General features: G+C 66.8%; 21 protein-coding genes and 1 tRNA gene. 6 read left to right on the top strand and 16 right to left on the bottom strand.

Annotated features, from left to right (window positions below):
- Nucleotides 1-9: 9 nt before the first annotated feature.
- A complete protein-coding gene (locus ACZZZQ_RS16935) occupies nucleotides 10-2361 on the top strand; it encodes an ATP-binding cassette domain-containing protein (protein ID WP_463507989.1) in 2352 nt (783 codons plus the stop codon).
- Between the two features lie 66 nt (nucleotides 2362-2427).
- Here ACZZZQ_RS16935 and ACZZZQ_RS16930 read toward each other — a convergent pair whose 3' ends face one another.
- Nucleotides 2428-3273, bottom strand: a complete 846-nt coding sequence (locus ACZZZQ_RS16930; protein WP_463507988.1) for a class I SAM-dependent methyltransferase — start codon at nucleotides 3271-3273, stop codon at nucleotides 2428-2430.
- Nucleotides 3274-3373: 100 nt separating this feature from the next.
- On the opposite strand from ACZZZQ_RS16930, the gene ACZZZQ_RS16925 reads away from it, so the two are divergent.
- On the top strand, nucleotides 3374-3700 hold the full coding sequence (locus ACZZZQ_RS16925; RefSeq protein ID WP_463507987.1) for a hypothetical protein: 327 nt from the start codon (nucleotides 3374-3376) through the stop codon (nucleotides 3698-3700).
- A 120-nt stretch (nucleotides 3701-3820) separates the two neighbouring features.
- Here ACZZZQ_RS16925 and ACZZZQ_RS16920 read toward each other — a convergent pair whose 3' ends face one another.
- Genes ACZZZQ_RS16920 through ACZZZQ_RS16905 form a run of 4 tightly spaced genes read right to left on the bottom strand, consistent with a single transcriptional unit; the run spans nucleotide 3821 to nucleotide 6254 of the window.
- Nucleotides 3821-4930, bottom strand: coding sequence for a GNAT family N-acetyltransferase (locus tag ACZZZQ_RS16920; protein ID WP_372983547.1), 1110 nt, complete (start codon nucleotides 4928-4930; stop codon nucleotides 3821-3823).
- A 34-nt stretch (nucleotides 4931-4964) separates the two neighbouring features.
- The gene (locus tag ACZZZQ_RS16915) at nucleotides 4965-5297 is read right to left on the bottom strand and encodes an ArsR/SmtB family transcription factor (RefSeq protein WP_463507986.1); all 333 of its coding nucleotides are present in this window, start codon (nucleotides 5295-5297) and stop codon (nucleotides 4965-4967) included.
- Between the two features lie 27 nt (nucleotides 5298-5324).
- Complete coding sequence (locus ACZZZQ_RS16910) at nucleotides 5325-5870, bottom strand: GNAT family N-acetyltransferase (protein ID WP_463507985.1); 546 nt, start codon at nucleotides 5868-5870, stop codon at nucleotides 5325-5327.
- A gap of 15 nt (nucleotides 5871-5885) precedes the next feature.
- Nucleotides 5886-6254, bottom strand: coding sequence for a VOC family protein (locus tag ACZZZQ_RS16905; RefSeq protein WP_053096079.1), 369 nt, complete (start codon nucleotides 6252-6254; stop codon nucleotides 5886-5888).
- A gap of 96 nt (nucleotides 6255-6350) precedes the next feature.
- Between ACZZZQ_RS16905 and ACZZZQ_RS16900 the strand changes: the two genes are divergently transcribed.
- On the top strand, nucleotides 6351-7676 hold the full coding sequence (locus ACZZZQ_RS16900; RefSeq protein WP_463507984.1) for an MFS transporter: 1326 nt from the start codon (nucleotides 6351-6353) through the stop codon (nucleotides 7674-7676).
- 79 nt (nucleotides 7677-7755) lie between these two features.
- A complete protein-coding gene (locus ACZZZQ_RS16895) occupies nucleotides 7756-7905 on the top strand; it encodes a hypothetical protein (RefSeq protein ID WP_285365548.1) in 150 nt (49 codons plus the stop codon).
- 16 nt (nucleotides 7906-7921) lie between these two features.
- On the opposite strand, the gene ACZZZQ_RS16890 is transcribed toward ACZZZQ_RS16895, so the two are convergent.
- The 6 genes from ACZZZQ_RS16890 to polA form a co-directional block, all read right to left on the bottom strand.
- The gene (locus tag ACZZZQ_RS16890; protein WP_053099112.1) at nucleotides 7922-8662 is read right to left on the bottom strand and encodes a formylglycine-generating enzyme family protein; all 741 of its coding nucleotides are present in this window, start codon (nucleotides 8660-8662) and stop codon (nucleotides 7922-7924) included.
- An 11-nt stretch (nucleotides 8663-8673) separates the two neighbouring features.
- Nucleotides 8674-9432 carry an SGNH/GDSL hydrolase family protein gene (locus ACZZZQ_RS16885; protein WP_056278756.1) on the bottom strand — a complete coding sequence of 253 codons (759 nt, stop codon included), beginning with the start codon at nucleotides 9430-9432 and terminating at the stop codon, nucleotides 8674-8676.
- 37 nt (nucleotides 9433-9469) lie between these two features.
- Nucleotides 9470-10822, bottom strand: coding sequence for an MFS transporter (locus tag ACZZZQ_RS16880; RefSeq protein WP_072591281.1), 1353 nt, complete (start codon nucleotides 10820-10822; stop codon nucleotides 9470-9472).
- 42 nt (nucleotides 10823-10864) lie between these two features.
- Nucleotides 10865-11899: an LLM class flavin-dependent oxidoreductase gene (locus ACZZZQ_RS16875; RefSeq protein ID WP_056278758.1), complete on the bottom strand. Its 1035-nt coding sequence runs from the start codon at nucleotides 11897-11899 to the stop codon at nucleotides 10865-10867.
- Between the two features lie 53 nt (nucleotides 11900-11952).
- Nucleotides 11953-13629: a DUF885 domain-containing protein gene (locus tag ACZZZQ_RS16870; RefSeq protein ID WP_053096084.1), complete on the bottom strand. Its 1677-nt coding sequence runs from the start codon at nucleotides 13627-13629 to the stop codon at nucleotides 11953-11955.
- Between the two features lie 102 nt (nucleotides 13630-13731).
- Nucleotides 13732-16365, bottom strand: a complete 2634-nt coding sequence (gene polA, locus ACZZZQ_RS16865) for a DNA polymerase I (RefSeq protein ID WP_463507983.1) — start codon at nucleotides 16363-16365, stop codon at nucleotides 13732-13734.
- 45 nt (nucleotides 16366-16410) lie between these two features.
- On the opposite strand from polA, the gene ACZZZQ_RS16860 reads away from it, so the two are divergent.
- Nucleotides 16411-16839: a hotdog fold thioesterase gene (locus tag ACZZZQ_RS16860; RefSeq protein WP_056278760.1), complete on the top strand. Its 429-nt coding sequence runs from the start codon at nucleotides 16411-16413 to the stop codon at nucleotides 16837-16839.
- On the opposite strand, the gene ACZZZQ_RS16855 is transcribed toward ACZZZQ_RS16860, so the two are convergent.
- Nucleotides 16814-17299: a GNAT family N-acetyltransferase gene (locus ACZZZQ_RS16855; RefSeq protein WP_463507982.1), complete on the bottom strand. Its 486-nt coding sequence runs from the start codon at nucleotides 17297-17299 to the stop codon at nucleotides 16814-16816. The genes ACZZZQ_RS16860 and ACZZZQ_RS16855 overlap by 26 nt on opposite strands.
- 81 nt (nucleotides 17300-17380) lie before the next feature.
- Nucleotides 17381-18001 carry an ANTAR domain-containing response regulator gene (locus ACZZZQ_RS16850; protein WP_042536652.1) on the bottom strand — a complete coding sequence of 207 codons (621 nt, stop codon included), beginning with the start codon at nucleotides 17999-18001 and terminating at the stop codon, nucleotides 17381-17383.
- Between the two features lie 101 nt (nucleotides 18002-18102).
- On the opposite strand from ACZZZQ_RS16850, the gene ACZZZQ_RS16845 reads away from it, so the two are divergent.
- A tRNA-Leu gene (locus ACZZZQ_RS16845) sits at nucleotides 18103-18185 on the top strand.
- Between the two features lie 16 nt (nucleotides 18186-18201).
- On the opposite strand, the gene ACZZZQ_RS16840 is transcribed toward ACZZZQ_RS16845, so the two are convergent.
- From ACZZZQ_RS16840 to pyk, 3 genes are all read right to left on the bottom strand, one after another.
- Nucleotides 18202-18744 carry a hypothetical protein gene (locus tag ACZZZQ_RS16840; RefSeq protein WP_463507981.1) on the bottom strand — a complete coding sequence of 181 codons (543 nt, stop codon included), beginning with the start codon at nucleotides 18742-18744 and terminating at the stop codon, nucleotides 18202-18204.
- A gap of 76 nt (nucleotides 18745-18820) precedes the next feature.
- Nucleotides 18821-19480: an esterase/lipase family protein gene (locus ACZZZQ_RS16835; RefSeq protein ID WP_463507980.1), complete on the bottom strand. Its 660-nt coding sequence runs from the start codon at nucleotides 19478-19480 to the stop codon at nucleotides 18821-18823.
- 136 nt (nucleotides 19481-19616) lie between these two features.
- Nucleotides 19617-21068, bottom strand: coding sequence for a pyruvate kinase (gene pyk, locus ACZZZQ_RS16830; protein ID WP_053096089.1), 1452 nt, complete (start codon nucleotides 21066-21068; stop codon nucleotides 19617-19619).
- Between the last annotated feature and the right edge of the window lie 18 nt (nucleotides 21069-21086).

Raw genomic sequence — 21086 nt, 5'->3', positions numbered from 1 at the left:
AGGATCACCATGACGACGCACCCCGCTGACGGCCACGACATCATCCGCGTACAGGGTGCGCGCGAGAACAACCTCAAAGAGGTGAGCGTCGACATTCCCAAGCGTCGCCTCACCGTCTTCACCGGAGTCTCCGGATCCGGCAAGAGCTCGCTGGTCTTCGACACGATCGCCGCCGAGTCACGGCGCATGATCGACGAGACGTACAGCGCGTTCGTCCAGGGCTTCATGCCGTCGGTCCCGCGTCCGGACGTCGACGTGCTCGAGGGACTCACGACCTCGATCATCGTCGATCAGGAGCGTCTCGGCGCGAATCCGCGATCCACCGTCGGAACGGTCACCGACGCGAACGCCATGCTGCGCATCCTCTTCAGCAAGCTCGGTGACCCCTACATCGGAGGCCCGACGGCGTTCTCGTTCAACATCCCGACTCAGAAGGCCAGCGGAGTGATGACGGGGCCGGGCGGCGAGAAGAAGATCGTCAAGGACGCCATCTACCTCGGCGGCATGTGCCCTCGATGCGAGGGAAAGGGAGCGGTGTCGGATCTCGACCTCGCGCAGATCGTCGACGAGTCGAAGTCTCTCGACGAGGGAGCGATCATGGTTCCCGGCTACACGGCGGACGGCTGGATGGTGAAGGGCTTCTCCGCATCGGGCTTCTATCCCGCCGACAAGCCGGTCTCGGAGTTCACCGAGAAGCAGCGACAGCTCTTCCTCTACGGCGAGGTCACCAAGGTCAAGATCTCGGGCATCAACATGACGTACGAGGGGTTGATCCCCAAGATCACGAAGTCGATGCTCTCGAAAGACCTCGACGCGCTGCAGCCGCACATCCGCGCCTTCGTCGAACGCGTGGCGACGTTCGCGACATGCCCGGAGTGCGATGGCACCCGCCTCACCGAAGGAGCGAGGTCCTCCAAGATCGACGGCATCAGCATCGCCGATGCCTGCCGCATGCAGGTGACCGATCTCGCCGAGTGGGTGAGAGGCTTGGAACTTCCGGGGGCGGCGCCCCTGCTCGAGGCGCTGAGCGCGAACCTCGACGCGTTCGTCACGCTCGGCCTGGGATACCTGAGCCTCGAGCGTCCATCGGGGACGCTGTCCGGGGGAGAGGCGCAGCGCATCAAGATGCTGCGTCACCTCGGCTCGTCTCTCACCGATGTCACGTACGTGTTCGACGAGCCGACCATCGGCCTCCACCCGCATGACATCCAGCGGATGAACACCCTCCTGCTGCGCCTGCGCGACAAGGGCAACACCGTGCTGGTGGTGGAACACAAGCCGGAGACCATCGCCATCGGAGACCACGTGGTGGATCTCGGTCCCGGCGCCGGAAGCGCCGGCGGTGAGATCTGCTTCGAGGGGACCATCGAGGGATTGAAGGCCAGCGGAACCCGCACCGGCGCCCACCTCGACGATCGAGCCGCGCTGAAGGATTCGGTGCGCAGTGCCACCGGCGCGATCGAGATCCGAGGCGCCTCGGCCAACAACCTGCAGAACGTCGATGTCGACATCCCCACCGGGATCCTCACCGTCGTGACCGGGGTCGCGGGTTCCGGCAAGAGCTCCCTGATCCACGGGTCCGTGTCGAAGCGCGAGGGGGTCGTGGCGATCGACCAGGGCGCGATCAAGGGATCACGGCGCAGCAATCCCGCCACCTACACGGGCATGCTCGAACCGATCCGCAAGGCGTTCGCCAAAGCCAACGGCGTCAAGCCGGCCCTGTTCAGCGCGAACTCCGAGGGTGCCTGCCCGACCTGCAAGGGCGCCGGTGTCATCATCACCGAACTCGGGTTCATGGACACGATAGAGACACCCTGCGAGGACTGCGGCGGCAAGCGCTTCCAGGCTGCCGTCCTCGAGTACAAGCTGGCGGGCAAGGACATCACAGAGGTGTTGGATCTCCCGGTCGCCGAGGCACGGGTGTTCTTCTCCGAGGGGGAGGCGAAGCTGCCGGCGGCAGCGACGATCCTCGGACGCCTCGAAGATGTGGGCCTCGGTTACCTGTCGCTGGGACAGCCGCTGTCCACTCTGTCCGGAGGCGAACGCCAGCGCATCAAGCTGGCCATCCAGATGGGGGAGAAGGGCGACACGTACGTGCTCGACGAGCCGACCACGGGGCTCCACCTCACTGACGTCCAGAACATCCTCGGACTGCTCGATCGACTCGTCGAATCCGGAAAGACCGTGATCGTGATCGAGCATCACCAGGCTGTGATGGCGCACGCCGACTGGATCATCGACGTCGGTCCCGGCGCGGGCCACGATGGCGGCCGCATCGTCTTCGAGGGAAGCCCCGCAGAACTCGTGGCTGCGCGATCGACGGTCACGGGCGAGCATCTGGCAGAGTACGTCGGCGCGTAGAGCGGGCGGCTGGCGCCATGTCACGAGCCGTGTCGCCAGATGAGTACGAACCTTCGCGACGAGCGATCAGTCCTTGCGTGCGACCACGGTGTACGTGCAGGGGAGAAGGTTCCGTTCCGTTTCAGGCCAGGCATACCCGCCGGGGACCTCGACCATCCGAGGACTGAACCGCCAGGGGAGTGTTCGCCCCTCGTCGAAGTGCAGAAGACGAAGGCCCGCTTTCAACAGCGACCCCAGGATCTCCGAGAGCGGGTGCGGCCATTCGTACGTGCGCGGGTGCGCGACCTTGCCGTCTCCGGCGTAGGTCGATTCGTCGTCCCATCGCTGCGCCCTGCCGTCGCCGAAATACGGGTAGCGAGTTACGAGCGTCGGCGCATCTTCGTCGAGCGCGTACAGAGCAGGATGTCCGTCGCGGATGAAGAACGTGCCTCCCGGACGCAGCAGGCCGACGATCTGCGCAGCCCAGCGGTCGAGGTCGTCCAACCAGGTGATCGTGCCGATGCTCGTGTAGACGACATCGAAGTCACCCGTCACGGCTGCGCGTGCGTCGAGGACGTCCGTCTCGATCCATGTCGCCGAAACCCCCGTGCGCTCGGCCAGCGCTACGGCCGCGGCAAGGGCCGGCGCCGAGAAGTCGACGCCGGTGACGGTCGCTCCCGCACGGGCCAGCGAGACGGTGTCGGTACCGATATGGCATTGCAGATGGCACAGGTCGAGTCCCGTGATCCTGCCGTCGGGCACGAATCGGCGAAGCACCGGGAGATCGGCACTGACGACGTCGCTGAGATGCGAAGGATCGTCGAACGCGTCGAGACCGTAGGCGACCTCATGCAGCGGGACGCGATCGTTCCAGTTGTCCTGATTGGCGTCGCGGGCGACCGTCCAATCGATGTCGATGTTGCTACCGTTCACGCCTAGAGCCTAGCGATGCGCTCGCATCGTTCTCGTAGCAAATAACGAGTCGCGGATCAAGGGAGATCTTGTCGACGGCGACATCCTCTAGAAAAGCAGCATGCAGAAGATCATCTACGCCGGAGATGAGTACCTCACTGGAGATGCGATCGCCGATGCGCTGCTGGCTTACAGCCGAGCACTGGGAGACGATGAGCGTGCCGAGATCGTAGAGATCCCGGTGCGGGAGAACGACGGCGGCACAGCAGTCGCGAAGTTCCTCATCGGTCCAGCGAGCCAGATCGTGTCCAAGGAGGCCACTGGCGAGGGTCCGGAGATCGAGGATCCCGAACTCGTCGAGCGACTGCGACAGTGCACCCGTTCTATCGAGTCTCCGACGAGTCAGCCGCTGGAGATCGAGTATCCACCCGGATACGACCTCGAATGACACCGGCCGTCCCGCGGCGTTCTGGACGACGGCGCAGCGGGAGCCATCGAATGGGTAATAGCCGATAATGCACATTATGTCAGTTCGACGGAGAAGCGCCCTCTCCCGGAGGCCTGCGCGTCACCAGGGCGTACCCCTCAGATCGACGTCCCCCGGCGGCCATCGCGAGTCAGATGCGTCGTAGATCAGTATGGGAGCTCCGAAGGGCTCGGTCGCGTCGGAACCGTCGGCGATCGATATGTGACGTTCTAGCGCGCGGATCCGCCTCCAGCCGGTGCTCTCATAGAAAGGCACGACCGCCTCACGGCATCCGAGGTATCCGAAGTCGACCAGCGCGTCGTCCCGCATCGCCTGCTGGGCACGCGCCATCACCCGTCGCCCGACCCCACTGCCGCGCCAGTCGGAATGCACGAGGACTCCCCCGGTTCCGGCGACGACGATCTCGTGGCCGCCTGCACTGATCGTGCGTCGCTGAAAGCCGACATGCGCGATCACGATCCGGCCGATCGACAGCATCACATGAACATGCGCCGGCGAATACCCGTACGGGCGGTCAGGATTCCAGGCGCCGTGCGTCACGCGGTACTCGGAGTCGAAGAGTTTGCCGAGCGCTGACAACTGCGATGTGGAAAGATCCTGATGCTCGACGAGCTCGGTGCGTTCGACTGGGGTGTGCTCGGTCCCGAGGTCGCGGACCGTGATGAGGGTGCGACCGTGCTCGCTGACGCGGCCCGATCGGCCCGAATCCACGAACCCCAGCTTGTCGAGCACGCGACGCGAACTCACGTTCCACTCCCAGACTCCCGCCCACGCACGGCGATAGCCCGCTTCGGCAGCCCACCGCAGGACCGCCGTCGCGGCCTCCGTGGCATATCCGCGATTGTGCACGGCCTGGAGGAGCTCGAACGCTACCTCGGGCTCCTCATCGTTGCCGTTCGCGTCGAAGACGAGCCCGCAGTATCCGTAAACCTCCCCTGACACCGCGTCCTCCACTGTGAGCAGGCTCGATCGCTCCGAGGCCGGATCGGTGATGTGCGCGGCGATGTCGGACGCCGTCGGGTGTCCGGCTGCGTCCAGCTTCCGGTGCGCCGGCACGCGCTCATCCCGCTCGGTCCAGAGCGTGTGGAAGACGGTCGCGTCGGTGGCGGTCTGCGGCCGAAGGATCAGGCGCGCCGTCCGCAGGCGACCAGGAAGGGGTCTTGCGCCCGCTCGGCCGGATGTGTTCGTCACGGGGCCTCGGGGGTCCCAGCCACCAGCGTGTCGATCATCGGGGCTCCTCCAGTCCTGCAGCGACCGCTTCGAGTCGATCGGTACGGGAATCCCAGATTCGGCGCTGATCGTCGAGCCAGTCCCCCACGGTGGCGAGTCGATCGCGGTCGAGGCTGCAGGTGCGCACGCGTCCGCGTTTGGTCGTGCGGATGAGACCATTCCCCTCCAGTGTGCGCACGTGCTTCATGAAAGAGGGCAGCGTGATCGCGAACGACTTCGCCAACTCCCCCACGCTCGCCGGACCCGATCCGAGAATCCGGATCACTTCCCGCCGCGTCGGGTCCGCGAGCGCGAGGAACACTCCGTTCGCGTCGTCATGGTTAGCCATAGAGCAAAGTATTCTGCACCTGGACGGTTAGCGCAAGGGCAAAGTGTCGCGGTGTCGCACCATGCACACGAGGGCCTCGCGATCCTCCCAGGATTCGACACGCAGGAAGTCCCGGGATTCATACAGACGGATCGCCGCATCACGCCAATGCCAGACGGACAGCCGGACAGGGGAACCCGCGACCTCCAGGGCGGCATCGAGCAGAGCACCGCCGACGCCTCGTCCCCGCACGCTCGGATCCGTCCAGAACCTCTTGACCTCTGCTTCTCCGGCGACCGGCCGGATGACGACCACTCCCACGGGCTGATCGTCCAGCTCTGCGATGAGCACAACGCACCCGGCGTACGCCAGAGCGGGGTCATCAGCCTCCTGCCTGTACCGCGGCGGCAGCGTGCCGGGCGGGGATGGCACTGCGATCCCGTGCTCCCGCTTCTCGTCCTCGGTCTGTAGGAGGTACGTCCGCACGAGATGGGTCACCGCAACCGCGTCGGAACCGTGCAGGTTCGTCCGCCGGATGCGGACAGAGGCGCGCTCGGGGCGTATGAGTGTGTCGAGATCAGGCTGTTCGGTCACAGGTTCATTCTGCCCTCAGCGTGAGGACCAGACGCCGAGCTCGTTGCCGCTGGGGTCGAGGAAGTGCAGGCGGCGGCCGCCGGGGAACTCGTACGGACCTTGCACGACCGCACCACCGGCCTCGGTGATCGCCACCTGGGTGGCATCCAGATCGTCGGAGTACAACAACACGAGAGGGCCACCGGGCGGGCGTCCCTGATCGGAGAGGAGCAGTCCGCCGACTTCGGATCCGTCGCCTGTGGGTGAGGCAATGCCTGCATAGGCGGGACCGTAGTCGACGAAAACCCATCCGAAGGCGTCGCGGTAGAAGCGCTTCGCCGTCTCGAGATCATTGACGACGAGTTCGACGTAGTTGATGGCGTGGTGCACGGGTGCGGGTGTCATGCGGCCACGCTAGCGACAGCATCCGACATGCGCCAGACAACCGAGAGGGCGGGCTGCGCGACAGGGGAGGTCGCGACCAGGAGTACCGTGGGAGGAGTGCATCAGGTTCCCCGCTCCCCCGTGACCGCCCCGGGATGGAGAGCCTGGCTCATCTGGGGTGTCGGCGTCGCGGCGTACGTCCTGGCGATCACGAACCGCACCTCCCTCGGCGCCGTCGGGGTGGAGGCCGCGGATCGATTCCACGCCGACGCGTCGACCCTCGCGCTGTTCGCCGTGGTCCAACTCGCCGTCTACGGCGGAATGCAGATTCCGATCGGCATCCTGCTCGACCGTTTCGGCTCGCGCCCGATCATGACGATCGGCATGCTGCTCATGGCTGCAGGTCAGCTCACCATGGCCCTCTCCCCCGGCATCGGCATCGCGATCTTCGCGCGCATCCTGCTCGGCGCCGGCGACGCGGCGATCTTCCCGGCCGTGCTGCGGCTCGTGGCGACGTGGTTCCCTGCGCAGCGCGGGCCGATCATGGTCCAGTTCACCGGCATCATCGGGCAGGCGGGACAGTTGATCGCACTCGTGCCCCTCGCCGCCCTCCTGCACGCGACGACGTGGACGATCACCTTCGGCAGCATCGCGGGGCTCGGCGTGCTGTTCACCATTCTCGTCGCGCTCGTCATCCGCAATCACCCGGCGGAGCGTGGGGCCGACGTGACGGTCAACACCGACACGGGTGTCATCCGCGTCGTCACGTCGGCGATCGACACCGGTGTCGGCATCCGCGCCGCGTGGGCGCACCCCGGCACCCGCCTCGCGTTCTGGTCGCACTTCACGACACCTTTCGCGGGCACGGCGTTCATCCTCCTCTGGGGAATGCCCTTCCTGACCGCAGCGCAGGGGCTCGACACGGCGCATGCTGCGGGCATCATCTCGGTGTATGTGATCGCCGGAATGGCACTGGGCCCCATCATCGGAGACCTCTCGCGTCGGCTGCCGAATCAGCGTTCGCTCGCACTCGTCCTTCCGGCCGTCGGGGTGCAGGTCGTCGCATGGGTCGCCGTCCTCGCCCTGCCCGAACCGGCTCCGCTCTGGCTGCTCTACGTCCTCGCCGTGGCGCTCGCGACGGGAGGCCCGGCGAGCATGATCGCCTTCGACCACGCGCGCACGCACAACCCCTCGCATCGTCTCAGCACGGCCACAGGAGTGACGAATGCCGGTGGCTTCATCGCCGCTCTCATCGCGATCTTCCTCATCGGTCTCGCACTCGACCTGCAGGGCGCGGGGACGCCGGAGACCTACTCGCTGGAGGCGTTCCGAGTGGCGTTCCTCATGCCCATCCCGCTGTGGATCCTCGGTGTCACCTTCATCGTGATCGAACGCAAGCGCACCCGCATCCGGATGGGGCTGGATCCTGAGCGGCGACGCTGAGGAATCCTCGGATGGTGCTCATGCCCCCGAGCTTCACCTTCTCGAACGAGGACTCGGAATCGGAATCGGAAGGATGCTCGTGCAGGGCATCGTCGATGATCTGCAGGAGACCTCGACCGTGAAGCGCATCATGCTCGCCACCAGCGATGCGGACGGCCTCTACGCGAAGTTCGGCTTCTCCGAGCCGGAGGGACCGAGCCGGTACATGATCAGGCCCATGTCGCGATGAGACGGCCTCGAGCGATTCAGCGCCCTGGGCGCCGCAACGGCGTCCAGCCGAACGGCACCGGGCCGTCGAACGCTGCTCTCTCCTGGTCGGCGCGCGTCGACCACCCCTGAGCTTCTCCCGGAGTCTCATACGCGCCGCGCGCGACTCGAAGCCCGACGTCCTCATGGTGCATGCGGGGTCCTCCCCCGCGACGCACCGAGGCGCGGACGCTCCACGAATCGTCTGCGAAGCCGCCCCCGCGGAACACGCGATAGTCGTCGTATCGCGCGGGATCCAGCAGATCCCAGCACCACTCCCACACGTTGCCGAGCATGTCGAACAGCCCGTTGAGGTTGGGCAGCTTGCCGCCGACCTCCTGGGGAGCCGACACACCGTCGGCACTCGTCCACGCGGCCTCGGCGAGAGGTGCATAGTGCGGCCCCGTCGACCCTGCCCGGCACGCGTACTCCCATTCGGCTTCAGTCGGGAGACGATAGCCGTCTGCGGTCACGTCCCACGTGACATCCTCGCCGTCGAATCGGTAGACCGGGTCGAATCCCTCCCACTCCGATGCGGCATTGCAGAAGTGGATCGCGCGCAACCAGCTCAGGTCCGCGGCCGGTCGACGGGGATGGCGTGAGGAGATCGGAAGTATCTCCGCCAGCTGCTCCTCGGTGATCGGGAAGACGCCGATCTCGAAATCCTCGAGACTGACGGTGCGTTCCACCTTTCGGCGCGCATCATGCAGTGTGACCGACCCGCCCCGGATCGGTCGCATCTCGATATCGGTCACGCCTGCGGCACCCTCTCGACCCAGTCGGGGTACTTCGCGGCACGTCCGTCACCGGACGAGGTGCGCGTGACGCGTCGCCTGACCCACGGGCCGACGAACTCTCGATAGTAGGCGAGCCCCGCGGGGCCACCCGCGGTGAGGGCTGTCGGTGACCACCAGGTCGACGGAGGCTCGTAGCCCAGCCCCTGCAGCACCCGTGCGGCGACTCGGTGGTGACCGGCGGCGTTCATGTGCAGGCGGTCCTCGGACCAGTACTTCGCATCTGCCAACTCGCGGTCGGGCCAGTTCAATGCGCGCACGACATCGTCGCGCCCTTCGACGCGTCGAAGCACGGCATCCGAGAGCTGGTCGCCTCGCCGCTGCACGAGCGATCCCATCGGGAGCTGGCCGCTCGGATTCGCTCCGGAGAGGAGGATCAGGGTGACGCCTTCTTCGTCGCAGCGGCGCAGGACCCGGCTGAACGCGTCAGCGATGTGCTCGAGGTCGGTCCGCGGCCGCAGCATGTCGTTGCCTCCGCCGTTGAACGACAGGTGGGTCGGGCGCAGCGCGAGCGCCGGCTCCAGCTGCTGCTCGACGATCGGCCAAGCCAGCTTGCCGCGGATGGCGAGGTTGGCATAGCTGATCGAATGGCCGGCGGCATCGGCCCACCCCTGAGCCACGAGATCGGCCCAGCCTCGCTCGCGGCCGTCGGGCAGCACATCACCCACTCCCTCGGTGAAGGAATCTCCGATGGCCACATAGCGAACGTCTGTCACCTCGACAGCCTATTCCCGCTCGCCGACACCAGGCGCATCAGCGGTCGTCGAGCGCCATCCCGCCGCGATCGACCAGGCCCCACGCCGCCGCGGCCGCGACCACGAAGCACGCGCCGAACACCGCGAACAGCACCGGCGCGCCCCCGGCGACGAGAACGACCGGCACCGCGAGCGGAGCGATGATGGACGCGATACGCCCCACTCCGGCGGCCCATCCCGCGCCGGTGCCGCGAAGCGAGGTCGGGTAGATCTCCGGGGTGACCGCGTACAGCGCACCCCATGCGCCCAGGTTGAAGAACGAGAGAGCCATGCCCGAGGCGATGATCGCGGCTTCGGTCGTCGACGTGCCGAAGAAGACGGCCGAGACCGCCGAGCCGATCAGGAAGACCGACAGCGTCGTGCGTCGACCCCACACCTCGATGAGCCACGCGGCGACGGCGTAACCCGGAAGCTGCGCGAGCGTGATGATGAGAGTGAAACCGAACGAGCGGACGAGATCGAAGCCTGCATCGACCAGGATGCTGGGGATCCAGATGAAGGCGCCGTAGTACGCGAAATTCACGCACAGCCAGACGACCCATAGACACAGGGTGCGCACGCGGAACTCGCCGTTCCACAGTGTCGTCAGACGAGCTCGCGTCGTCACGGCGATCGCCCGCGACATCGGCTCGCGTCTGATCGCAGGCCCCGGCTCGACACCGGCGTCGGCCTCGAACGCCGAGACGATGCGATCGGCCTCGGCGATGCGCCCGCGCGACGCGAGCCACCGAGGCGATTCCGGCAGTCCCCAGCGCACGATCAGTGCGTAGACCGCGGGGATCGCGCCGAGGGCGAACGCCCAGCGCCAGCCGGCGTCGGACGCGGGGATCACGAAGAAGCCGATCAGTGCGGCCGCCGTCCATCCCACTGCCCAGAACGCCTCGAGTATGACGATCAGTCGGCCTCTGATGCGCGCCGGCGCGAACTCGCTCACGTACGTCGACGCCACGGGAAGCTCGGCGCCGAGCCCCAGCCCCACCAGGAAGCGCAGCACGAGAAGCGCGGCGAGGCCGCTCACGAGCGCACTCGCTCCGGTGGCGATGCCGTAGATGAGCAACGTCAGAGCGAAGACCTGGCGCCGTCCGAGCCGGTCGGCGAGAAGTCCGCCCAGCGTTGCGCCGATCGCCATTCCGATGAAGCCGACGGAGGCGATCCACCCGGCATCCGCCTTCGTCAGGCCCCACTGCTGGGTGAGTGCGGCGAGGATGAACGAGATGAGTCCCACGTCCATCGCATCCAGAGCCCACCCCACGCCTGATCCTGTGAGCAGACGAAGGTGGCGGCGCGTGAACGGAAGCTCATCGAGACGCCCGGCGATGGACGCCCGGCTCGGCAGCGCGGTGTTGGCCATCCCCTCATCGTAGAGGGGAGCGCCGCGCTGCCGAGTCCCGCGTCAGTCCTGGGCGGCCAGCAGCTTGCGCACCCGAGGGATGACCTCGGACCCGTAGAGCTCGATGCTGCGCATCATCGAGTCGTGCGACAGCGTGCCGGTGGCGTACTTCATGTCGAATCGCCCGAGTCCGAGCGTCGTGACGGTGTCGGCGATCTTGGCCGCGACCCGGTCGGGAGAACCGACGTAGAGGGCACCCGCGGGACCGACGTCGTTCTGGAACCGCGCCCGGCTGTAGGGAGGCCACCCGCGCTCGCGACCGATGGTGTTGTTCATCGCCTCGAAACCGGAGTACGCGGCCTCCCACGCCTCCTCGTCGGTATCGGCGATGTGACCAGGCGAGTGCACCGCGATCGGATGCGACGTCGTGCCGAAGGATGCGATCGAGCGGTGGTAGAGGTCGACGAACTGACGGAATCGCCCCGCAGGACCTCCGATGATCGCGAGCATCAGGCCCAGTCCGTGGCGGGCGACCCGCACGACGGATTCGGGGCTGCCGCCGACACCCACCCAGGTGCGCAGACCGTTCTCCGTCTTCGGGAAGACATTCGCGTTCTCGAGCGATGCGCGCATCGAGCCGGACCAGGTCACCGGCTCCTCCTTGAGGAGCTCGACGAAGAGGTCGAGCTTCTGCTCGAAGAGCGCGTCGTAGTCGCGGAGGTCGTATCCGAAGAGCGGGAAGGACTCGATGAACGATCCGCGCCCGAGCACGACCTCGGCGCGTCCGTTGGAGAGCGCGTCGAGTGTCGAGAACCGTTCGAAGACGCGCACCGGGTCGTCGGAGGAGAGCACGGTGACGGCGGTGCCGAGGCGGATGTTCTCTGTGCGCCCTGCGATGGTGGCGAGCACCATCTCCGGGGACGACACCGCGAACTCCTCGCGGTGGTGCTCCCCCACACCGAAGAAGTCGACACCGACGCTGTCGGCTCGCTCCGCCTGCTCGACGATGTTGCGGATCGTCTGCGCGCCGGTCAGGAGCTCGCCGTCGTCGCCTCTCGTGATGTCTCCGAAGGTGTCCAGTCCGAACTCGATGCTCATGTCAGCCCTTTCTATTCAGCCGAATGAACAGCGCACACCGGCGCGGCATTCCCTCAGCGATTCAGAAGTGCCGTGCGGAGCGTGTCGAGTCCGACCCCGCCCATGTCGAGCGCGCGCTTGTGGAACTCCTTCACATCGAAGTCCGCGCCACGCTCCGCCTGATACGCGTCGCGCACCTGCTCCCAGATGCGCTGCCCGACCTTGTACGACGGAGCCTGCCCCGGCCAGCCCAGATACCGGTTGACCTCGAACTGCACGAACTGATCGGACATGTTCACGTTCTTGCGCATGAAGTCCAGGGCGTAGTCGGCATCCCACGTGCCCTGACCGTCGAGACGAGGTTTGCCGAGGTGTACGCCGATGTCGAGCACGACGCGGGCTGCGCGCATCCGCTGACCGTCGAGCATGCCGAGCCTGTCCGCCGGGTCGTCGAGGTAGCCGAGCTGCTGCATCAGACGTTCGGCGTACAGCGCCCATCCCTCGGCGTGTCCCGACGTCCCTGCGAGCAGACGGCGCCAGGAGTTGAGCTCCGCGCGGTTGTAGACCGCCTGGGCGATCTGCAGGTGGTGCCCCGGGACGCCCTCGTGGTAGACGGTCGTCAGTTCCCGCCAGGTGTCGAACTCGGTGACGCCTTCGGGCACCGACCACCACATCCGGCCGGGGCGCGAGAAGTCGTCGGTGGGGCCGGTGTAGTAGATGCCGCCCTCCTGCGTCGGAGCGATCATGCACTCGAGGGTGCGGATCGCCTCCGGGATGTCGAAGTGCGTCGCGCCGAGCTCTGCGACGGCACGGTCGCTCGTCTCCTGCATCCAGCGCTGTAGAGCATCGGTGCCCACGAGCTTGCGGGACGGGTCGGCCTCGAGATGGGCGACAGCCTCTTCAACGGTGGCTCCGGGCAGGATCTCGTTCGCGATCGCGGTCTGCTCCGCGACCATGCGGGCGAGTTCTTCGCGGCCCCATTCATAGGTCTCGTCGAGGTCGATCGTCGCTCCGAGGAAACGTCGCGAGTTGAGCGCGTAGAGTTCTCGGCCGACGGCGTCCGTCTCAGTCGCTGCCGGTGCCAGCTCGTCCGCGAGGAAGCTGCGGAGCTCGTCGTAGGCGACCCGAGCGGCGGCCGAGTTGTCGGCAAGAGTACGGGCGAGCGATGCGGGGAGATTGCCTTCCTGAGGCGCTGCCTCGGCGACGAATGCAGCGAAGAATCCGTCGTCGGCGGTATAGCGATCGATCTGCGTCGCGACTTCCACGACCTGACGGCGTGCAGGGGTCACTCCGGCGGCGATGCCTGCACGAAGGGTCTCGGTGTAGCCCCGGAGCGCATCAGGGACCGCGGCGAGGCGGGTGGCGATGACGCTCCAGTCGTCCGCCGTCGCGGTGGGCATCAGGTCGAAGGCCGACCGCACGTCCTGCGCCGCCGACGCGATGACGTTCAGGTCGCGCAGGTGCCAGTCGGCATCGTGCAGTTCGAGGTCGAGACTCAGCTCGGCGGCCAGATCGGTCTTGGTGACCTCATCGATCGCGTCCACGGGTTCGAGCGCTTCGAGCGCGGCGAGGGTCGAACGAGTCGCTCGCACGATCTCCTCGTGCCCCTCGGGGCTCAGGTCGCCGAAACGGTCGTTGACGTCGTCCCGGCCGATGTAAGTGCCGAGCGTCGGAGCGAGCACCGCGATGGTGTCGACCCACTCATCGGCGACTCTGTCGATGGCAGACGGTGTGCGAGAGGAAGAGGTCATCCCTCCAGCGTAGCCCTGCGCCCCGGCGCAGGATATTGGTACCCGTCGCCGGGGCTGTCGGCCCTCGCGGTCGCATCCGTCGTCACGGACGCGCGGTCGGAATCAGTGCGCCGCCTCGTTCCAGTCCTGCCCGCGCCCGACCTGCACGTCGAGCGGCACGGTGAGATCCGCCGCATCGCCCATGCGAGTCCGAACGATCCGCTCGGCCGCGTCCCACTCCCCCGGTGCGACCTCGACGACGAGTTCGTCGTGGATCTGCAGCAGCGCACGCGAGGCGAGTCCCTCCGACCTGAGGTCTTCGTGGATGTGCAGCAGCGCGATCTTCATGATGTCGGCCGCGCTGCCCTGGATCGGTGCGTTGAGCGCCGCGCGCTCGGCGTTCTCGCGCAGCACGCGGTTGGGGCTCGCGAGGTCGGGGAAGGGTCGCCGCCGCCCGAAGATGGTCTCGGTGTAGCCGACCTCTTTGGCCTTCATGACAGATGCCCGGAGGTAGTCGCGTACCGCTCCGAACCGCGCGAAGTACTCGACCATCAGCTGCTTCGCCTCGGACTGCTCGATGCGGAGCTGCTTCGACAGGCCGAACGCGGAGAGACCGTAGACGAGGCCGTAGGACATCGCCTTCACCTTCGTGCGCATCGCGGACGTCACCTCGCTCGGTTCGACCCCGAACACTCGCGCGCCGACGAAGCGGTGGAGGTCCTCACCGCTGTTGAACGCCTCGATGAGGCCTTCGTCGCCGGACAGATGGGCCATGATGCGCATCTCGATCTGCGAGTAGTCCGCGGTGAGCAGCGACTCGTACCCCTCTCCCACCTGGAACGCGCTGCGGATGCGACGCGACTCCTCGGTGCGCACCGGGATGTTCTGCAGGTTCGGGTCTGTGCTCGACAGGCGCCCGGTCTGGCTTCCGGTCTGCACATACGTCGTGTGCACACGGTGATCGGTTCCGATCGCGGTGTCGAGCGACTCGATGATCTGACGGAGCTTCGTGGCCTCGCGGTGCTGCAGCAGCAGACCGAGGAAAGGATGCGGATGCGACTCCTGGAGATCGGCGAGCACCGCAGCATCCGTGGAGTATCCGGTCTTCGTCTTGCGGGTCTTGGGCAGCTGCAGGTCGTCGAACAGCACCTCCTGGAGCTGCTTCGGAGATCCGAGATTGAATTCGCGACCGACGATCCCGAACGCCTCCTGTGCGAGGCGGTCGGCGCGCGTCGCCAGCTCGCCCGAGAACGTCGAGAGGACGTCGTGCGACACCGCGACTCCCGCGACCTCCATGTCGGCCAGGGTGAGCAGGGTCGGAAGCTCGATGTCGGTGAGCACAGCGGCGACCGACTCGGGGATGTCGTCACGCAGAGCCGTGGCGACGCGGAGCGCGAACCAGGCCTCCTGCGATGGGGTGGCGCCCTCCGTCTCCGGCACGAGCTGCGAGGGATCCGCCTCGGGGAGCTTCTCTCCGAGATAGCGTTCGACGAGGTCGGACAGGGTCTTGTCGGGGAAGCTCGGTCGCAGCAGCCAGCCGGCGAGACTGGTGTCGTAAGCGAGTCCCTGGAGCCGGATGCCGAGGCGCAGCAGCGCCTTCACCTGGGGCTTCGCATCATGCAGCACCTTGGGGCGCGTCGACTCGAGCCATGGTCTCAGCACCTCGATGTCGTCATCGTTCCAGTCGAGTTCGCGGAGCTCGCTCGCGGTCGCGGCGCCGAGACGCGTCGGTGCCCCGCCCTGCACGACGATACGCAGTGCGACGTCGTCCGTCTGCGCGTCGGCCCAGCTGACGAACTCGGCTGCGGTGACCTGAGTCGGTTCGGGCAGCACCACCGTCGCGGCCGGATCGTCGGCGACCTCGCCGGCGCCGACTGCTTCGAAGACACGGGGCAGCAGGGTGCGGAACTCGAGGCGGGCGAAGATGTCGCGCACGGCCTGAGCGTCGATCGGGGCGACCGCGAGGTCGTCGGGAGCGACGGGAAGCTCGACGTCGCGCAGCAGTCGGTTGAGCCGACGGTTACGGCGCACGTCCTCGATGTGATCGCGCAGGTTGCCACCCACGACCCCCTTGATCTCATCGGCTCGCTCGAGCAGGTCGTCGAGCGAACCGAACTGCGTCAGCCACTTGACGGCGGTCTTCTCCCCCACCTTGGGCACGCCGGGGAGATTGTCGCTCGTCTCGCCCACGAGAGCCGCGATGTCGGGATACTGCTCGGGCCGCACTCCGTAGCGTTCCTGCACGGTCACCGGGTCGTAGCGCTTGAGCTGCGAGACGCCCTGCACGGACGGGTACAGCAGCGTGACGTCGTCGGTGACCAGCTGGATCGTGTCGCGGTCTCCGGAGACCACCAGGACGTCGTATCCCTGCTCCGCGCCCTGCGTCGAGAGCGTCGCGAGGATGTCGTCGGCCTCGAAGCCCTCTTTGGTGAGCACGGGGATCGACATCGCCGCTAGGCAGTCCTGCAGCAGCGGGATCTGACCCCGGAACTCCTGCGGGGACTCCGACCGCGTCGCCTTGTATTCGGGGTACTGATCGGTGCGGAACGAATGACGGGAGGTGTCGAACGCGATCGCCATGTGCGTCGGCTGCTCGGCCTTGATGAGGTTCACCAGCATCGACAGGAAGCCGTAGATGGCGTTCGTGTGCTGATTGTCCTTCGTCGTGAAGTTCTCGACCGGGAGGGCGAAGAAGGCACGATAGGCGAGCGAATGGCCGTCGACGACCATGAGGGTAGGCTTTGCGGAGTCCGTCACCCTGTCAGCCTAACGAGGACGACAGACACCCGCTGAGGAGGAACCATGAGCGACACTGCTACCAGTGCAGGACTCGACTGGGCGACAGCCCGCGGAATGGGTGCTCTCGCTCAGAAGATGGGCATGGAGTTCCTCGAGTTCACCACCGAGCGATGCGTCGCGACGCTCCCGGTCGAGGGGAACACACAGCCCGTCGGCCTCATGCACGGCGGTGCCTACGTGGTTCTCGGCGAGTCGCTCGGCTCGATGGCGGCGAACCTGCACGCCGGCCCGGGCCGACTCGCGGTCGGGGTGGACATCAACGCCACCCACACGCGCTCCGCCACGTCGGGTGTCGTGACGGGCGTCTGCACACCCGTCCATCTCGGCCGCAGCATCACCGTGCACGAGATCGTCGTGACCGACGATCAGGGGCGTCGTTGCTCGACCATCCGGATCACCAACATGATCAAGGACGCTCCCGCGGCAGGCTGAGCGGCTCGACCAGCAGCAACTGGAACAGCAGGTGATCCTGCCACTCCCCCGCGATGCGCAGGTACTGCGGCGCGATGCCGATGCGCTCGAAGCCGTTGTCGGCGAGCACACGCTGTGAACCAGAGTTGTGCAGGAGGGTCGCTGCCTGCAGCCTGTGCAGCTGCACCTCGTCGCGGGCGTACTCGGCGACCCGGTGGACGCCGCGGGAAGCGAGTCCCCGCCGCAGACGCGTCCTGTCGACCCAGTAGCCCAGGTCCGCATTCCAGAAAGCCCCGCGGACGATGTTGTTGAGGTTGATCCTTCCGCGGATCTCACCATCGGACGACTCGATCACGAACCGGATGTTCCGACCGGCCGACGCTTCGATGACGCACTGCTCCGCATGGAACTCCTGCCACTCCGGAGTGAAGAACTCCGGAGCCCTGAGCGGTTCCCACGGCGCGAGATGGTCGCGATTCACGGAGTAGGCTCTCGCGAGGGCCGCGCCGTCGCCGATCCGGACCGGACGCAGAACATGCTCTGCGTCGAGTGGAAGCAAAGGCTACTTCTTCGGAGCGAGCTGCTCGATGATCGCCTTCGCCACGTCCTGCATCGTCAGACGGCGGTCCATCGATGCCTTCTGGATCCAGCGGAACGCCTCGGGCTCGGAAAGGCCCATCTTCTCGTTGAGCAGTCCCTTGGCCCGGTCGACGAGCTTGCGGGTCTCGAAGCGCTCGACCATGTCGGCGACCTCGGCCTCGAGCGTGATGATCTGCTCGTGGCGAGCGAGAGCGATCTCGATGGCGGGCAGCAGGTCGTTCGGCGTGAACGGCTTGACCACATAGGCCAGGGCGCCGGCCTCGCTGGCCCGTTCGACGAGTTCCTTCTGGCTGAATGCCGTGAGGAGGACGACGGGTGCGATGTTGCCCTTGTGCAGCTTCTCGGCGGCGCTGATGCCATCGAGCTGCGGCATCTTGACGTCCATGATGACGAGATCGGGGCGCAGCTCGGTCGCCAGCGCCACGGCGGTCTCTCCGTCGCCGGCCTCGCCGACGACATCGAAGCCGTTGTCGCGGAGGATCTCGACGATGTCGAGACGGATCAGCGACTCGTCCTCGGCGACGACGACGCGTCGGGGTGCGGATGACGTGGGCTGCTCGGCTGCCTGTTCTTGCTCGGTCACAGATCCATCCTAGTGGAGAGCGCCTCTGAGGTCCCCCGATGCCGCGGCGCGTGAGGATCGACACTGATCCGCTGCGCTAAAGTCGAAGACGCGACACACGAGCCGGCGTGGCGGAATGGCAGACGCGGAGCACTCAAAATGCTTTGTCCGAAAGGGCGTGTGGGTTCGAGTCCCACCGCCGGCACATCAGAGAACAGCCCTCAGACGAGTGACCAGATCTCATCGTCGATGAGAAGGTAGCGATCCAGTACGGGCCGCATGGCCGCGTGCAGTTCGCGCTCCGCGACGGCAGGATGCTCTGCGAGCACGACCCCTGTCGGCACCGCCGCACGGATGATCGCGTCGAGGTTCTCGTCGGAGGCGTCAACCGGGGCTCCGTCACGCAGCACGGGCATGTAGGTGCCGCCACCGTAGATGCGGGCTCCGTCGTCCGCCGCGATCGTCTCGGCGATGCGAGTCTGCGCGAGCGGCACCGGCACGCACGCGATCGCGTCGCACGTTCGGAATCGACGCTTGAGGCGGTAGCGGACTCCGATGCTGCCGGGCTTCGCCGACGTCATCGGATCAGCCATCACCGCAGCAGGGTCGACCGGGGCCACCGAACGACCCGCACCGGGCACGCCGCACGGCGGCCGGGCGCTGTCGAGGCGCGCGTCCGTGGCGGGTTCGATGGTCGCTTCATCCATGGGCACGGCGCCCGCGTGGTCTGTCACGGCGTGCGCCAGCACCAGAGTATCCGTCATGCGCTGAGAATCCGTCATGTCGAGGCGGCGCCGACCGGTCACGAGACGTCGCTCGCGGGCGCCGAGGCCGACCGGCTCAGGGTTCGGAGAGAGACGCGACCTCGCCGAGGACGCGGGGATCCGCGAGGATCCGGAAGTGCCCGCCTGTGTCGAGCCGGACGTTCCGGCGCGCACCCGGCAGTTCGCTGCCCTCGGGGATATGCGGATCGAAGGTGGCGTACACCGATACGATCCGTTCGTTCACGTCCTGATGCCGAGCGAGCTCCACGATCGAGGGATGCGAGGGGGCGAAGGCCCACAGGGACGGGACAGGGAGTATCCGTGCGTACCGGGAACCGCCGAAGGGAGTCGCGACCGCCAACATGCCGCGTACTCGAGTCCCCGCCGGGCCGGCCATCGCGAGCTTCCCCGCGAGTCCACCCTTGCTGTGCGCGACGAGCAGCACGTCGGACAGGTCCGCGCGCTCGAGGAAGGCCGTCACGACCCGCGCTGCATCCCGCACGGGACGCTGATTGCGTCTCAGGGCATCGACCACGTATATCGGATGACCGCGATCATGCAGGGCCGTGATCAGCGGTTGCATGAAACGCCATGTCTCGTAGACCCCGGGAAGGATGACGATCGGAGCGGCATGACCCCCGGCGAACGAAGACGGATCGCGGCGGTCGAAGGCCGAGCGCACCTGCCAGTAGGCGGCATAGGCGTAGTCCGCGATCCACCAGCGGGCCCGTCTCACGAGATCGATGATGTCCCCTCCCCTGGTGGCCGCGCCGCATCCGTCACGCCAGACGATACCAACCGCCAGGCCTCCGCGGAGAAGGATACGACGAAGGGGCGGAACCGTGGCTCCGCCCCTTCGCCTCTTGCCTGGATCAGACCGTGGCTTCCTTGTAGATCGGAGCCGCGCCGTTCACGGCGTCTCCGACCTTGTGCACGCGGATGTCGTTGGTCGAGCCGACGATTCCGGGAGGGGAACCGGAGATCACGACGACCTTGTCACCCTCGACGGCGAGGCCGCTGCTGAGCAGATAGTCGTCGACCTGCAGATACATCAGGTCCGTGTGCTGGACCATGTCGACGAGCTTCGAGCGGATGCCCCAGGTGAGCGCCATGCGACGGCGGATGCTCGGCTCGGGTGTAAACGCGATCATCGGGATACGCGAGCGCAGACGCGAGAGACGACGCGCCGAGTCACCGGACTGGGTGAACACGCAGAGGAACTTCGCGTCGACGAACTCGGCCACTTCGAGAGCGGCGAGAGTGATCGCACCACCCTGCGTGCGCGGCTTGTTCGTCAGCGGGGCGATGCGCTCGAGTCCGTGCTCTTCGGTGGACTCGATGATGCGAGCCATCGTCTCGACGACGACGACCGGGTAGTCACCCACGCTGGTCTCGCCCGAGAGCATCACGGCATCCGCGCCGTCGAGCACGGCGTTGGCGACGTCGGAGGTCTCGGCGCGCGTCGGCACCGGGCTGTTGATCATCGACTCGAGCATCTGAGTGGCGACGATGACGGGCTTCGCGTTGCGGCGTGCCAGTTCGACAGCGCGCTTCTGGACGATCGGCACGGCCTCCAGAGGCAGCTCGACCCCGAGGTCGCCACGGGCGACCATGATCGCGTCGAACGCGTCGACGATCTCCTCGAGAGCGTCGACGGCCTGCGGCTTCTCGACCTTGGCGATGACGGGGACCTTGACGCCCTCCTCTGCCATGATCTCGTGCACGCGGCTGACGTCTTCGGCGTTGCGGACGAACGACAGGGCGATGAGGTCGGCGCCGATGCGCAGGCCCCAACGGAGGTCGTCCTCGTCCTTCTCGCTGAGCGCGGGGACGTTGACGGCGACGCCGGGCAGGTTGATGCCCTTGTTGTTCGAGACGGCGCCCGCGACGATCACGCGCGTCGTGACGGTGACTCCGTCGGTCTCGACGACCTCGACGCGGACCTTGCCGTCGTCGATAAGCAGGAAGTCGCCCGGCTTGACGTCGTTGGGCAGGCCCTTGAACGTCGTGCCCGAGATCTCCTTGTTGCCGATGATGTCTTCGGTCGTGATCTTGAAGATGTCGCCTTCGGCGAGCTCGTAGGGACCGTTCTCGAACTTGCCGAGACGGATCTTCGGCCCCTGAAGGTCGACGAGGATGGCGACGGCGCGGCCCGCATCGTCGGCAGCGCGACGGACGTTGGCGTAGTTGTTCTCGTGCACGGAGTAGTCACCGTGGCTGAGGTTCAGACGGGCGACGTCCACTCCGGCGTCGATGAGTGCACGCACGGTCTCGTACGTGGAGGTGGCGGGGCCCAGGGTGGCGACGATTTTCGCGCGTCTCAAAGATTGCTCCAGGGTAGT

It is taken from the genome of Microbacterium sp. AC132 (assembly GCF_979258525.1).
This window is presented reverse-complemented; position numbering and strand designations above follow the sequence as displayed.

Excerpts from the sequence above, each read along its gene's own strand:
- ACZZZQ_RS16925 (WP_463507987.1), top strand. The coding sequence starts at position 3,374 with ATGCAGAAGATCATCTACGCCGGAGATGAGTACCTCACTGGAGATGCG.
- ACZZZQ_RS16880 (WP_072591281.1), bottom strand. The coding sequence starts at position 10,822 with ATGGCCAACACCGCGCTGCCGAGCCGGGCGTCCATCGCCGGGCGTCTC.
- ACZZZQ_RS16890 (WP_053099112.1), bottom strand. The coding sequence starts at position 8,662 with ATGCGACCGATCCGGGGCGGGTCGGTCACACTGCATGATGCGCGCCGA.
- ACZZZQ_RS16840 (WP_463507981.1), bottom strand. The coding sequence starts at position 18,744 with ATGACGGATACTCTGGTGCTGGCGCACGCCGTGACAGACCACGCGGGC.
- ACZZZQ_RS16935 (WP_463507989.1), top strand. The coding sequence starts at position 10 with ATGACGACGCACCCCGCTGACGGCCACGACATCATCCGCGTACAGGGT.
- ACZZZQ_RS16860 (WP_056278760.1), top strand. The coding sequence starts at position 16,411 with ATGAGCGACACTGCTACCAGTGCAGGACTCGACTGGGCGACAGCCCGC.
- ACZZZQ_RS16915 (WP_463507986.1), bottom strand. The coding sequence starts at position 5,297 with ATGGCTAACCATGACGACGCGAACGGAGTGTTCCTCGCGCTCGCGGAC.
- ACZZZQ_RS16905 (WP_053096079.1), bottom strand. The coding sequence starts at position 6,254 with ATGACACCCGCACCCGTGCACCACGCCATCAACTACGTCGAACTCGTC.
- ACZZZQ_RS16870 (WP_053096084.1), bottom strand. The coding sequence starts at position 13,629 with ATGACCTCTTCCTCTCGCACACCGTCTGCCATCGACAGAGTCGCCGAT.
- ACZZZQ_RS16875 (WP_056278758.1), bottom strand. The coding sequence starts at position 11,899 with ATGAGCATCGAGTTCGGACTGGACACCTTCGGAGACATCACGAGAGGC.